This window comes from Paenisporosarcina sp. TG-14 (assembly GCF_000297555.1).
Classification (GTDB): Bacteria; Bacillota; Bacilli; order Bacillales_A; family Planococcaceae; genus Paenisporosarcina; species Paenisporosarcina antarctica.
Genome location: NZ_AMGD01000021.1, coordinates 110,915 through 124,305 on the forward strand (window position 1 = coordinate 110,915; position 13,391 = coordinate 124,305).

A 13,391-nucleotide genomic window follows, 5' to 3' on the forward strand; every position below is an offset into this window, starting at 1 on the left:
CTCAGTCTCCTTGATGAATCGGACTTTTGCTTGCGATGTTATCATTCATATAATACAATATGTTCCCTTTTACTTTATCATTTGACCATGTCATGTGTAAAATTTTTTCATCCATTATTCTTCCTTTTGGTGATAAACTCGAAGCTGTTCTCATCCTCAGCATAGGGAGAAATGCTTCTTGGATCCACTGTTCACTTACCGGTAGTATTGATTTTTGAACGATGGTATTTCGCTCGATACGAAAAACACTTTTGATTAGTTCTGTAAAATTCTCGGTATTTTGTTCTTTTTTAAATTCCTTCCAAGATGGTGATATTTGGAGAATTTTCACTTGTTCAGAAGAGAATTTATCATACACAATTTTTGTAGGTATCTGAAAAGATGTTTCCAACCAAAAGTCAGCAAACACTTGCCCTTCCGCACCGACAATCACATCTTTTTCTCCTTTTTTTAAAACCCCAGTTACAAGTACATCTCCTTTGTTTGCCGTTTCATTTATCGAAATTAAACGTTCACCTGAACGAAGATCATAATGTGTGATAATACCTCTTCTAAATGCTACTAAATTTGAAGGTTTCTGCTGATCAATTTGTTCTCTAATTATTACTGGTGCTGGCACAGAAGTAATCTTCATTTTAGAACCAGTGCGTTTAATATGAATCCAAGATAAATCGTGGTTATTCGCCAAAAGAACTTGTCTAATTTCTGAATCGGTTGCAAGACTATCCATTATTTTTCTTTCACCTACATGTAAATCTTGTAATTCTCTTTCAAGCTTAACTTTTCGTTCATCCGAAACATCTTCAATGGATATTTGCCATAAAAATAAAGAACATAGATAAGGAAGGATAATAAAACCTAGTAAACCAATAATAATAGTCCATTCGAATTGGATAATTTGTTTAGCATCTGGTCTTGAAAAATGTATAGGTATCTTATACTGTTTTCTAACGCGTCGAACTATGTGTAAATCTTTTTCTAGTATTGTAAAAGTTACACCTGATTTACTAGTAAATAATTTTATTATGTAAACTTTATTTTCTTTTAATGATTGAATGAAGGAATACATTCCATTATGAGGCTTAATTTGACATGTAATCTTACGACCTTTTTTATTAGTTGTCATTAAACTATATCCATTTTCCGAAGTTCAAGACGCGTTAAGTCTCGTACATTAATTGTAACTTCGTCTACATTCATGGTTGAAATAATGGTATCCAGAGATTCAATCGTCAAAGTAAATCCTTGTCCGCTTAGTTTACACAAACGCGGACTTAGTAAGACTAATTCAAAAGGTCCATTAATTCGAATGTGTTCAAAGTCATCAATATGAATAAATGGAGATAATTGCAAATGATTATTTAACAGAAAAAGACCTCCTTTCCATCAGTATATGCTGATGGAAAGGAGGTCATGAGTTATCTTTTAGATTTTGGAGGTGATAAAATCTCTGAAAACACGATTGCTTGAAGCATATCACTCTTTTTCGTCGGTACAAGGAAGTAAGGGTCAGCTGTCTTCACGCTAACATGATCTACTGTCTGATGCGCTGAAAGTCTTCCAGGCCGTCTAGTAGCTCGCTGTTTGTCTATTTGTTTAGAAGGTGAAGGTGCAGTTTGTCTTTTTTCCATTTGGTATTCTACGTCAGGTTTAGATTGCGTTGAAGGCTGGTTATCAGAAAGTTGCCTTTGCATATCCGCGTAGACTTCTCTTGCATAATCTTCAATTTTTGTCGTCGATCGTTGATCAACCGGTTTTGACATGGATGGATCAGGAGTCCCACCACCAGCGTTCGGATTTTTACGTTTAGTAATTGCACTAATGATAAATACAATAATCCCAAAAATAATAACTTCCATTGTAAAATCCCTCCTTCAAGGGCTACTGATCAGGATTAGTCAGTTAAATCAGTTTTTGATTTATCGTCGCCAATTTTACTAATCGAATCGCGCATACTAGTATCAGCTTGAACATTTTTGTAATTCATATAATCCATTACACCAAAATTACCTTCACGTAATGCCTCTGCCATTGCAAGTGGAATTTCAGCTTCAGCACCTACAACTTTAGCACGCATCTCTTGAACTTTTGCAATCATCTCTTGCTCAGTAGCAACAGCCATTGCACGACGTTCTTCAGCTTTTGCTTGGGCAATTTTCTTATCTGCTTCAGCTTGCTCAGTTTGAAGTTCTGCACCAATATTTTTACCAATATCAACATCCGCGATATCTATGGATAAAATTTCAAATGCAGTACCTGAATCAAGTCCTTTAGATAAAACGGTTTGAGAAATCATATCTGGATTTTCAAGAACTTTTTTATGATTAATACTTGAACCAATTGTTGATACAATCCCTTCACCTACACGTGCAACGATTGTATCTTCTCCTGCTCCACCGACTAAACGATCGATGTTTGCACGAACGGTAATACGTGCTTTTGCTTTCACTTCAATACCATCCATTGCTACACCTGCAATAAACGGAGTTTCAATTACTTTCGGATTAACAGACATTTGAACAGCTTCTAATACGTCACGACCAGCTAGATCAATTGCTGCTGCACGTTCAAAAGGTAAATCAATATTAGCTCTATGAGCTGCTATCAATGCGTTTACAACGCGGTCAACATTACCACCCGCTAAATAATGACTTTCCAATTGATTAATTGTTACCGATAAACCTGCTTTTACAGCTTTAATTAAAGGATTTACAATACGAGATGGAATAACTCGACGTAATCTCATCCCTATTAAAGTAAATATGCTAACTCTTACTCCAGCAGCTACTGCAGATATCCATAACGCGATTGGAACAAACGTTAAGAATATTGATAGTAAAATAAATGCGGCAATAATCGCAATGATAATGCCGATTGCACTTCCTGTAATTCCTTCAATCATGCTTCTTCGACTCCTTCTGTGACTTCTCGAACAACTGTACGAGAGCCTTCAACTTTAATGATTTTTACTACTTTACCCATTTCGATATAGCCACCTTCAGTGACCGCATCGATTCGTTCACCCTCTAATATAATTGTACCCGATGGACGAAGAGGTGTCATGCTCAATGCTGATTTCCCAATTAACTCAACACGGTTTATGTTCGATACATAGCCATGCTTCGTATCGGTCGAATCCTTTAAAATAATCTTGTTAAATAGTTTCATGTTCTTTCCAAAGAATTTCATGATTATCACCATTCCCACAATTGCAACGAATAACGCGATTAACACAGCTATTCCCATGTGAACCACATTACCTCCCGCAAGAAGTATACTACCAATAATTAACGCTAACCCTATTATACCCAAAACTCCACCTGTTAAAAAGAATTCTGCTACCACAAGTACCAGTCCAATCACAAATAGAAGAACGGATTCGTATCCTGCAAGACCAGCTACTAAATGTCCAAAAAAGAATAACCCAATTGCTGTTAATCCCATAGTGCCAGCCACTCCGAATCCAGGAGAATACAGTTCAACAATTAATCCTAAACTAGCAATTGACAAGAGGATAGGCACGATAATCGGGTTAGTTATAAACCTAGCAACTTTTTCGGCTAGCGTTTCACTTACCGCAGTAACAGTTACATCTGAAAGATTCAATTTAGTAATTAATTCTTCGAAAGATGCAACAGTTCCTTCTGAGTATCCTACTTCTCTGGCTTCATTAGCAGACAAAGTTAAGAGTTTTCCACGTTCTGCACGATATTGTGGCAAATCAATCTTTTCATCAGCCATAGCAAGCGCAAATTGCGGATCTCGATTGGATGATTCAGCTGCAAATTTCATGGAGGTAAGCCACGCGCTGTTCGCTTTATCTTCTGCTGCATTTCCAGAGCCGTCAATTACAGCTGCAGCTCCAATTCTACCACTTGGAACCATGTAAATTTTATCTGCATGTAACGCTAAAAATGCACCTGCTGATAACGCATCATCATTAATAAAAGCGACTATGTCTATGGGTGTTTCATCCATTAACTTCGCAATATCTTCAGCAGAATTCACAAAGCCGCCAGGTGTATTGATGTCTAAAACAACAACTTCGGCGCCTGCCTCTTCGGCTTCTTCAAAAGCTCGTTGTAAAAAAGCATACAAACCTTTTTCCACTTCTTTTTGAATTGGAATTCGATAAACTTCAGATGCGCTAACGGGCAAGTTAGGCAAGATTAATAGAACAGATATTAAGAGCAATAAATAGCCACTTATAACACGTGTCCATTTCATAACGATCCTCCTTATCTTTGTGACAAATCGGCTTCCTATATTATGTACGGATGACTAGAAGAAAAGTTTCAAAAATAAAATAAAATAAAATAAGCCGAGAAATCAAAAGATTTCCCAGCTTACATATTGGCTTTCTTTAGTCTTCAAGTAGTACGTACTAAGAAACGTAGGGATATTAAATATTTAATCACTATCGTTTATGCGTATTAATTGAATACTTTTTACGTTTTATACGCTAACATTCATGAAAATAGCGAATTATTATCTAATTAGAATTTACGTTTACGCGCAGCTTCTGATTTCTTTTTACGCTTCACACTTGGTTTTTCATAAAATTCGCGCTTTCTAATCTCTTGTATTGTTCCACTTTTAGAAACAGTACGTTTGAAGCGGCGAAGAGCATCTTCAAGCGATTCGTTTTTACGAACGACAGTTTTTGACATCTCTCTTTCCCCCCCTCCGAACACACGTCAATACATAACCTAGTGTTACGTACTCCAAGATTATATCGTACCATATCATTTTGGTCAATACGTTGTTGTAATTAATAGTCTGATTTAGAAGTTAGACCTTGCATAATTTGAACGCCTGAACTTGCACCAATCCTTGTAGCTCCAGCTTCAATCATTTTTTGAACATCTTCCAAACTACGAACGCCTCCAGATGCTTTTACACCCATGTCTGGACCAACTACGTCTCGCATTAAAGCAACAACTTCAATTGTTGCTCCACCAGTCGAAAAGCCAGTTGAAGTTTTGACAAAATCTGCTCCAGCATCTTTAGAAAGTTGACTTGCTACAATAATTTCTTCTTTTGATAACAAACAAGTTTCTAAAATAACTTTCACAATTGCTTTCCCTTTTGCTGCATTTACTACAGCTTCGATGTCACGTTTCACCAATTCAAGGTCTTGTGATTTTAATGCACCAACATTCATTACCATGTCGATTTCACTTGCTCCGTTGTTTATTGCATCAGTTGTTTCATATGCCTTCGTTTCAGGTGTAGACGCTCCTAATGGAAAGCCAATAACTGTACATACTTTTACAAGACTACCCGTTAACAGTTCAGCTGATGTTTTTACCCATGTTGGATTGACACAAACCGATGCAAAAGTGAATTCTTTTGCTTCTGCACATAGTTTTTCAACTTGCTTTTTTGTCGCTTCAGATTTTAATAATGTATGATCAATCATTAATGCCATATTTGTTGTCAAATGATTTCACCCTTTCAGAAGTTGTCCGTACCTCTTTATTTTACCACTATTAAAGATTCTTATCATTAAAAAACCCAGTACATCTTGATGCACTGGATTGATAGTTAACAATATTAATTCTTATTCAAATTCATAAGACATAGCTGAGAGCACGTAAAGTGGCGCTGTTTCAGCTCTTAGTATACGGGGGCCTAATGAAATAGTTTGAAAACCATGATTCAATAGTAGTTGTATTTCATTTCTTGATAACCCGCCTTCAGGTCCAAACACTACACAAATAGACTTTTTATCATGCGTTTTTGATAATATTTCAACAAAACGAGTTCTATCTTCTTGCTTTGCGTTTTCCTCATCAGCGACGAGTAATACATCATATTGTTTGGACTGTTGCAGGAGCCCTTTAAAAGTAACGATGTCATGAATTTCAGGAATTACATTTCGATGGGATTGTTCAGCAGCTTCTTTGGCGATTTTTTGTAAACGCTGTTGTTTTTTCTTCCCTTTACTTGCATCCCATTTCACGATTGACCGTTCTGCTTCAAAGAGAATTAATTCGTGCATGCCGAGCTCAGTTGATTTTTGCGTAATTAAATCTAATTTCTCACCTTTAGGCAAACCACAACAAATAGTGACATTTTTCGGTAGTTCATTCGAAAGCAAAGATTTAGATTTTTTTTTGATGCGAACATCAAAGCCATCAAAGACTTCAATAATCGCTTCAAACGCTTGACCTTCTGATACGACAATTACGGATTGTCCTTCTTGCATTCGCATGACTTTTTGAATATGTTTAGCATCTTCGCCTGAAATGACTGAAGTCCCATCTACAAATGGTTGTGGAATAAAATATCTTTGCATCGCTAATTTATTCCTTTAAGGGTTTCGTCGAAATAATTGTAACCCAGTCTTCCATCATCATTACTTCTACAATGATAAATCCGGCTATTTCTAGTGAGTTTTTTACAATTTCTTTTTTCGATCCGATTATTCCAGAAGTGATATACATTCCGCCATCTTTCACGACATTGAATGCATCACTTGTAAATGACATAATAATTTCAGCTAAAATGTTTGCGACTACAACATCTGATGGTTCTTTTACTGTATCCACTAAATTGCCAAGAACGACATCCGTAGTTTGCTCGACTTTATTTAATTTAACATTTATTTCAGCAGACCGTACTGCAACCTCATCTAAATCAATTGCATGGACGTGTTTAGCACCAAGTAAAGCTGCCCCAATGGCTAATACGCCAGAACCTGTACCAATATCAGTTACGTAGTCTCCTGGTTTAACCGTCTTTTCGAGTGCTTGTAAACACATCACAGTAGTTGGATGAGTACCTGTCCCAAATGCCATACCAGGATCTAGTTCAATAATAAGTTCATCCGTTGAAACTGGCTCATATGTTTCCCATGTAGGTACTATGGTAAAACGTTCCGAAATTTTCACAGGATGATAGTACTTTTTCCAAGCAGTCGCCCAGTCTTCTTCATTTACTTCACTTATGATTAGTTCGTTTTTACCTAATTTAATATCATAGTTGATAAGGTTGTTGATCGCGAGCTTCACTTCTTCCACTGTTTCCCCAAGAAAACTTGTAGTGGGTAAATAAGCTTTTAAAATAACGCCTTCTGAAGGGAAATCATTTGGATCTAAAGCATATATCTCACCGAACATATCTTGGCGTTCACGTCCAAATTCTTTTGAATCCTCAATGACAACGCCACTCGCTCCTGCTTCGTGTAAAATATTCGAAACTGCTTCTTCTGCTTCATGTGTTGTATGAATAGATAGCTCTGACCACTTCACCTACGTCAACTCCTTAATCACCTTTTATCGTACGTTTGATTTTATCAAACAATGAACTACTTTGCTCTTCAAGAATATCGCCACTTATTTCAGCAAAATCACGAAGAAGTTGTTTTTGTTTTTCAGTTAGTTTAGAAGGTGTAATCACTTTCGCTACTACATGTTGGTCACCCATTCCGTAACCATGTACATTTTTCACGCCTTTTCCTTTTAAACGGAAAGTCGTTCCAGATTGAGTGCCAACTGGAATTTTTAATTTCACTTTTCCATGTACCGTAGGAACTTCAATTTCATCCCCTAATGATGCTTGTGGGAATGTTAATTTAAGTTCAAAATAAATGTCATCTCCGTCACGTTCAAATCGCGCATGTGGTCTTACACGGAATACAACATATAAATCGCCTGAAGGGCCACCGTTTTTACCTGGTTCACCTTGACCTGTCACTCGTAACTGTTGACCATCGTCAACACCTGCTGGAATTGAAACTTTAATTTTTTTGCGTTTTGTCACATTACCTTTGCCATGACAAGTCGAACATTTGTCTTTAATTAGTTTTCCTGACCCTTGACAGTGATGACAAGCACGACGATTAACCATACGACCAAATGGCGTATCTTGCGTAACATTTAGTTGACCAGTTCCTTTACAATGGTGACACGTTTCTGGAGTAGTACCAGGTTTAGCTCCATTTCCATGACACGTTTCGCATGTTTCGTCTCTTGGGATTTCTATTTCAGTTTCTTTACCAAACACAGCTTCTTCAAAATCAATAGTCATTGAATATTGAAGGTCTTCTCCTTTACGTGGTGCATTTGGGTCACGACGACGTGATCCCCCACCACCAAAGAATGAACTAAAGATATCGTCAAATCCGAAACCATCTGCTCCTCCGCCACCAAAGCCTTGGTTTGGATTAGCATGGCCAAATTGATCATATTGTGCTTTCTTTTGGTCATCACTTAAAATTTCATATGCTTCTGTGATTTCTTTAAATTTATCAACAGCATCCTCTGCTTTGTTAATATCAGGATGAAATTGTTTTGATAATGTTCGATACGCTTTTTTTATTTCTTCTTTGGAAGCACCTTTGGTTAAACCAAGTACCTCATAGTAATCTCGTTTATTCATTCGTCACACTCCTGCTTATACTTTTAAATTAAATGGACTCTTTCAATGGTTATTCCCCAATAAATTAGTCGAGCCACCCTGAAGTTAGTTGTCATTATTGTCTTTAATTAATATAGGTAACTTGTGACACACTTTTGCACGATAAAGCTTATTGTAACACGAGCTTATCTCCAATGCCAAAGACATTAAAAAAGCCAAAGCTGGAAGTCCAGGCTTTGACTTTTTACTTGTCTTACTTAGTCTTTCTTAACTTTGTCGTCGTCGTTTACTTCTTCAAATTCTGCGTCTACGACTCCATCATCTGTTGTTGAACCTTCAGCACCTTCTGCTGCCTGAGCTTCAGCTGCTGCTTGCTCGTACATTTTCATTGTCAAGGCTTGAACAATTTCGTTTAATGCATCTTTTTTCGTGCGGATGTCTTCTAAGATACCTGCTTCAAGTGCAACTTTTAACTCATCTCTCGCATCTTCAGCTTGTTTCTTTTCTTCATCAGTAACTTTACCTTCAAGATCTTTTAATGTCTTCTCAGTCATAAATACCATTTGATCTGCTTCGTTTTTCAATTCAGCTTCTTCTTTACGCACTTTATCTGCATCTGCATTAGTTTCAGCTTCTTTAACCATACGTTCAATTTCTTCGTCTGTTAATGCTGTATTAGATTGGATCGTAATATTTTGTTCCTTTTGAGTTCCCAAATCTTTCGCTTTAACTGTTACAATCCCGTTTTTATCAATATCAAATGTTACTTCGATTTGAGGGATTCCACGTTGTGCTGGTGGAATGTCCGATAATTGGAAACGACCTAAAGTTTTGTTATCTGAAGACATTGGACGTTCACCTTGAAGCACATGAATGTCTACTGCTGGTTGATTATCTGCAGCTGTTGAGAATGTTTGAGATTTAGACGTTGGAATTGTCGTGTTGCGTTCAATTAACTTCGTAAACACACTTCCCATTGTTTCGATACCAAGTGATAGTGGTGTTACATCAAGAAGTACTACGTCTTTTATGTCTCCTGTTAATACGCCACCTTGTACTGCAGCTCCCATTGCAACAACTTCATCTGGGTTAACACCACGATGTGGTTCTTTACCAGTTTCTTTTTTGATTGCATCTTGTACAGATGGAATACGTGTTGATCCACCAACTAAAATAACTTTGTCGATTTGTGCAGGTGAAAGATTTGCATCTTTTAGGGCTTGGCGAGTAGGTACCATTGTACGCTCAACAAGTGCTGACGTTAATTCGTCAAATTTCGCACGACTTAATGTAATTTCTAAATGAAGTGGTCCTGCTTCGCCAGCTGTAATAAATGGCAATGAAATTTGTGTTGACGTAACGCCTGATAGATCTTTTTTCGCTTTTTCAGCAGCATCTTTCAAACGTTGTGTAGCCATTTTATCTTTAGATAAGTCTATGCCGTTTTCTTTTTTGAATTCAGCTACTAAATAGTCCATTAATAATTGATCGAAATCATCTCCACCAAGACTGTTGTCTCCAGCAGTTGAACGGACCTCAAACACACCATCACCAAGTTCTAAAATAGATACGTCAAATGTACCGCCACCTAAGTCAAAAACTAAAATTGTTTGATCTACATCCATTTTATCTAAGCCGTAAGCTAAAGCTGCAGCAGTTGGTTCGTTAATGATACGTTCTACTTCAAGACCTGCAATTTTACCAGCATCTTTAGTTGCTTGACGCTGTGCATCATTGAAGTAAGCAGGAACTGTAATAACAGCTTTCGTTACCTTTTCACCTAAGTAATCTTCAGCATAGCCTTTTAAATATTGAAGAATCATAGCAGAAACTTCTTGTGGTGTATATTCTTTATCTTCAGCTTTAACTACATGGTCAGTACCCATATGGCGCTTAATAGATTGAATTGTATTTGGGTTTGTAATTGATTGGCGTTTAGCCACTTCGCCTACTTGACGTTCACCGTTTTTAAATGCGACAACAGATGGCGTTGTGCGGTTACCTTCTGGATTTGGAATTACTTTTGGTTCTCCACCTTCAAGAACTGATACACATGAATTTGTTGTTCCTAAATCAATACCGATAATTTTACTCATTTATTATTTCCTCCTAGTTGTATAAAAATTAATTTTATTCGTTTACTTTAACCATGGATGGTCGAAGTACACGGTCTTTATATTTGTATCCTTTTTGCAACTCTTGTAATACTGTACCAACGTCTGTTGAGTCATCAGTTTCGGTCATAACTGCTTGATGCAGATTCGGATCAAACGATACTCCTACAGCTTCAATCACTTGCAAGCCTTCTTTTTCAGTAGCTTCGAGGAGTGTTTTGAAGACCATTTCTAGCCCTTTACGAAGTGATTTCAATTCTTCAGAAGCTGATTCAACTTGCATAGCACGCTCGAAATTATCAAGTACTGGTAACAAGTTTGAAAGCAAGCTTTGTGCTTTATATTTATCCGCAGCTTCACGATCTAAATGCGTTCTACGTTTAAAGTTCTCATAGTCTGCACGCAACCGTAAATGACGGTTCGTTTCTTCAGTTAATTGTTGTTGAAGCAGTTCGAACTCACTTGGTTCCTCATTGCTTTCTTCTTGAATTGATTGTTCTAGTTCAGAAGCATTTTGCTCTTCAATTAGTGAATCGGGTTCTTGATTCTCCGCATTTTTTACAGTTTGCTTTTCTTCAGTTTGCGACAAATTTATTTCCTCCTTCTTTATCGTGAACCACGCAAAATTCGTGTTAATTCACGAGACAAATCGCCACTCATAACATCTAACAAAGTGACTACTCGCTGATAATCCATTCTTGTTGGTCCAATAATTGCAATTGAACCCATTTGTTCTTCCCCTATGGTATAGGATGCCGTTATGACACTACAGCCTTCCATTGCCAAAAGGTTATTCTCAGAACCAATGCGGATATGAATACCCACTTGATTCGGTGAAAACAATTGTGATATTTGATTAGCTTGATCCATCATCGTAATTAAACCACGTGCTTTATGCAAGTCGTTAAACTCCGGATGTTGAAGCAGTTTTGATTTGCCGCCGTAGAATACTTTTTCTTCATGAGGACTTGAAATTGCTGCCCCAAACGAAGTCATGAGTTCACCGTATCGACCAATATGTTGTTTTAATAAAGCGGCCGTCTCTTTTTCAAGAACACGTTGAAGTTCATGCAAGTGAACACCGGTCAGCTGTTCATTTAAAATATTTACCATTTTCTCAATGTCAGAAGCCGTAAGTCCTTGTGGCAATTGGAACAATCGGTTTTCAACATGACCAGAATCCGTAATAATAATTGCTACTGCCGAATCACTCGTGAGTGGAACAATTGAAAATCGTTTAACTCGATGTTTACGCACATCTGGTCCAAGTAAAATCGACGTATAACTTGTTAAATCAGACAAAATCATAGCCGTTTTCTGTATCACTTGTTCCGTCTCGATAATTCTCTCTTGAAAGACAGATTGAATTTGCTTAATGTCAGCTGTTGAGGCAAGTTGAGGCTTAAGTAAATGGTCAACATAAAATCGATACCCTTTTTCAGAAGGAATTCGACCTGACGACGTATGCGTTTTTTCCAAATAACCCAACTCTTCTAGATCAGCCATTTCATTTCGAATTGTAGCAGGACTAAATGGAACTTCCTCTTTTTTCGAAAGTTGTCTTGATCCTACAGGTTGAGCAGTTAGAATGAATTCATCAACTGTTACTTGTAGAATTAGCAATTGTCGGTTCGTTAACAAGATTATCACCTCTGTTAGCACTCAACTCATGCGAGTGCTAATACTCATACATAAATTATCAAATTCAATGACGAAAGTCAACGAATATGTGTTATTCCATCAAAAAGGATTGAAAAATTTCATTTCCTATAAATCTTCCTTTTTTTGTCAAGGCAACCGTATCACTTTTTATGACGATGGAACCCCTGGATATATGTTTTGAAAGTGCTTGACCGTATACGTCTTCCATGGAAACACCGAATTTTTCTTCAAAATGATGTTTATTGACTCCTGACACTTTTCTCAAACCTAAAAACATTTCTTCTTCCATCCGTTCATTTGCTGTTACTTCATGAGTTGAATTAACAGGGAACTCTCCCAATTCTATTGCATCCATGTACTTTTTTATTGGACCAATGTTTGCATAACGAATTCCATTAGCATAGCCGTGTGCACCTGCACCAAAGCCAGCATATGACACATTGTCCCAGTATAAGTTATTATGTTTTGAATGGAAATTAGATTTTGCAAAATTACTAATTTCATATTGATTAATACCCTTAGATTCCATCGCATTCATTAATACTTCATACATGTCAGCCTCTAGATCTTCACCTGGCAAGATCAACTTACCTTTTGTCATCAAGTTATAAAACACCGTTTTCGGCTCGACAATCAGTGAATATGCAGAATAATGCGGCAAATCTAGTTCCAGAGCCTTTTCTAATGTATCTACCCACTGTTCCATGGTTTGCCCAGGCAGACCATACATTAAATCAATACTGATATTCGTAAAGCCAATGTCTTTTGCCATTTGAATGGTTTTGTATACATGTTGGTTTGAATGTGTGCGTCCTAATCGACTTAATATGTCCTCATTGAAACTTTGTACTCCTATACTCAAGCGGTTAATTCCATTGTTTTTCATTACCACCAATTTATCATGTGTCAATTCATCTGGATTTGCTTCAGTAGTGAACTCTTGTAAGAAATTTTGTGGAATGTATTGCTTAATAAGTACAAATAAACGTTGTAATTGTGTAGAGCTAAGAGCAGTAGGTGTTCCCCCGCCAAGAAAAATTGTTTCAATATGTAATTGATCTCGATTTCGTTCAACAAACATCTTCATTTCTAAACCTAGCGTTTCAATATATGCGTCTACTGGTTGATTTTTAAAGAAAACTTTATTGAAATCGCAGTAATGACAAATTTGATGACAAAAAGGAATGTGAATGTAGACTCCTTTAATCATGGTCTTCCTACTTTCTTAATGAAAAAAAAGGCTAACAAGTA

At 37.0% G+C, this 13,391-nt stretch carries 14 protein-coding genes; all 14 read right to left on the reverse strand.

Annotation, left to right across the window (positions count from 1 at the left end; genetic code table 11):
* Position 1: 1 nt before the first annotated feature.
* The 14 genes from C406_RS0108290 to hemW all read right to left on the reverse strand — a co-directional run bounded on the left by C406_RS0108290 (position 2) and on the right by hemW (position 13,350).
* Entirely contained in the window at positions 2-1,126 is a 1,125-nt protein-coding gene (locus C406_RS0108290) for a sporulation protein YqfD (protein ID WP_017380140.1), read from the reverse strand.
* Positions 1,126-1,353, reverse strand: coding sequence for a hypothetical protein (locus C406_RS20710; protein WP_017380141.1), 228 nt, complete (start codon positions 1,351-1,353; stop codon positions 1,126-1,128). The genes C406_RS0108290 and C406_RS20710 overlap by 1 nt, the downstream gene beginning before the upstream one ends.
* A gap of 65 nt (positions 1,354-1,418) precedes the next feature.
* A complete protein-coding gene (locus tag C406_RS0108300) occupies positions 1,419-1,859 on the reverse strand; it encodes a hypothetical protein (RefSeq protein ID WP_017380142.1) in 441 nt (146 codons plus the stop codon).
* Positions 1,860-1,894: 35 nt separating this feature from the next.
* On the reverse strand, positions 1,895-2,902 hold the full coding sequence (floA, locus tag C406_RS0108305) for a flotillin-like protein FloA (RefSeq protein ID WP_017380143.1): 1,008 nt from the start codon (positions 2,900-2,902) through the stop codon (positions 1,895-1,897).
* Entirely contained in the window at positions 2,899-4,227 is a 1,329-nt protein-coding gene (locus C406_RS0108310) for an NfeD family protein (RefSeq protein ID WP_017380144.1), read from the reverse strand. Before C406_RS0108310 ends, floA begins: the two co-directional genes overlap by 4 nt.
* Before the next feature lie 269 nt (positions 4,228-4,496).
* A complete protein-coding gene (rpsU, locus tag C406_RS0108315) occupies positions 4,497-4,670 on the reverse strand; it encodes a 30S ribosomal protein S21 (protein WP_017380145.1) in 174 nt (57 codons plus the stop codon).
* A gap of 101 nt (positions 4,671-4,771) precedes the next feature.
* Positions 4,772-5,443, reverse strand: coding sequence for a deoxyribose-phosphate aldolase (gene deoC / locus C406_RS0108320; RefSeq protein ID WP_017380146.1), 672 nt, complete (start codon positions 5,441-5,443; stop codon positions 4,772-4,774).
* Positions 5,444-5,563: 120 nt separating this feature from the next.
* Positions 5,564-6,301: a 16S rRNA (uracil(1498)-N(3))-methyltransferase gene (locus C406_RS0108325; protein ID WP_017380147.1), complete on the reverse strand. Its 738-nt coding sequence runs from the start codon at positions 6,299-6,301 to the stop codon at positions 5,564-5,566.
* Between the two features lie 7 nt (positions 6,302-6,308).
* Positions 6,309-7,256 (reverse strand): 50S ribosomal protein L11 methyltransferase, encoded by a 948-nt coding sequence (gene prmA / locus C406_RS0108330; RefSeq protein ID WP_017380148.1) that lies wholly within the window; start codon positions 7,254-7,256, stop codon positions 6,309-6,311.
* A 13-nt stretch (positions 7,257-7,269) separates the two neighbouring features.
* Positions 7,270-8,385, reverse strand: coding sequence for a molecular chaperone DnaJ (gene dnaJ / locus C406_RS0108335; RefSeq protein ID WP_017380149.1), 1,116 nt, complete (start codon positions 8,383-8,385; stop codon positions 7,270-7,272).
* A 236-nt stretch (positions 8,386-8,621) separates the two neighbouring features.
* A complete protein-coding gene (gene dnaK / locus C406_RS0108340) occupies positions 8,622-10,460 on the reverse strand; it encodes a molecular chaperone DnaK (RefSeq protein WP_017380150.1) in 1,839 nt (612 codons plus the stop codon).
* 34 nt (positions 10,461-10,494) lie between these two features.
* Positions 10,495-11,067, reverse strand: a complete 573-nt coding sequence (gene grpE, locus C406_RS0108345) for a nucleotide exchange factor GrpE (protein WP_017380151.1) — start codon at positions 11,065-11,067, stop codon at positions 10,495-10,497.
* A gap of 17 nt (positions 11,068-11,084) precedes the next feature.
* Positions 11,085-12,119: a heat-inducible transcriptional repressor HrcA gene (gene hrcA / locus C406_RS0108350; RefSeq protein WP_017380152.1), complete on the reverse strand. Its 1,035-nt coding sequence runs from the start codon at positions 12,117-12,119 to the stop codon at positions 11,085-11,087.
* Between the two features lie 91 nt (positions 12,120-12,210).
* Positions 12,211-13,350, reverse strand: a complete 1,140-nt coding sequence (hemW, locus tag C406_RS0108355; protein ID WP_017380153.1) for a radical SAM family heme chaperone HemW — start codon at positions 13,348-13,350, stop codon at positions 12,211-12,213.
* Positions 13,351-13,391: the final 41 nt, after the last annotated feature.

Excerpts from the sequence above, each read along its gene's own strand:
- C406_RS0108290 (WP_017380140.1), bottom strand. The coding sequence starts at position 1,126 with ATGACAACTAATAAAAAAGGTCGTAAGATTACATGTCAAATTAAGCCT.
- C406_RS0108300 (WP_017380142.1), bottom strand. The coding sequence starts at position 1,859 with ATGGAAGTTATTATTTTTGGGATTATTGTATTTATCATTAGTGCAATT.
- floA (WP_017380143.1), bottom strand. The coding sequence starts at position 2,902 with ATGATTGAAGGAATTACAGGAAGTGCAATCGGCATTATCATTGCGATT.
- C406_RS0108310 (WP_017380144.1), bottom strand. The coding sequence starts at position 4,227 with ATGAAATGGACACGTGTTATAAGTGGCTATTTATTGCTCTTAATATCT.
- rpsU (WP_017380145.1), bottom strand. The coding sequence starts at position 4,670 with ATGTCAAAAACTGTCGTTCGTAAAAACGAATCGCTTGAAGATGCTCTT.
- C406_RS0108325 (WP_017380147.1), bottom strand. The coding sequence starts at position 6,301 with ATGCAAAGATATTTTATTCCACAACCATTTGTAGATGGGACTTCAGTC.
- dnaJ (WP_017380149.1), bottom strand. The coding sequence starts at position 8,385 with ATGAATAAACGAGATTACTATGAGGTACTTGGTTTAACCAAAGGTGCT.
- dnaK (WP_017380150.1), bottom strand. The coding sequence starts at position 10,460 with ATGAGTAAAATTATCGGTATTGATTTAGGAACAACAAATTCATGTGTA.
- hemW (WP_017380153.1), bottom strand. The coding sequence starts at position 13,350 with ATGATTAAAGGAGTCTACATTCACATTCCTTTTTGTCATCAAATTTGT.